Source organism: Roseixanthobacter psychrophilus, assembly GCF_043195195.1.
Classification (GTDB): Bacteria; Pseudomonadota; Alphaproteobacteria; order Rhizobiales; family Xanthobacteraceae; genus NCEH01.
Map to the genome: position 1 here is coordinate 1 of NZ_JBAFWT010000245.1, position 220 is coordinate 220.

General features: G+C 65.0%; 1 pseudogene. It reads left to right on the forward strand.

Going from position 1 to position 220, the window contains the following annotated elements:
- Positions 1–220 (forward strand): annotated as a pseudogene (locus V5F77_RS29385) (IS1595 family transposase); the annotation flags it as partial.

Consider the following 220-nt stretch of genomic DNA (forward strand, 5'->3'; position numbering starts at 1 on the left):
AGCTCCACCGTCAGCGCTGTTGTTGTCATCTGTCTGCGCCGTCGCGATCGAAGCCGTTCTTCGGCCCGTTCTTGGCAAGGACGCCTTGCTGGTCACCGACGGCTGCACCAGCTATCCGCCTTGCGCCGCCGCGTTGGGCGTCAGCCACGAAGCGCTTAACCAGACCGCCGGCGAGCGGGTGCGTGGCGATCTCCACATTCAGACGGTCAACAGCCGCCAA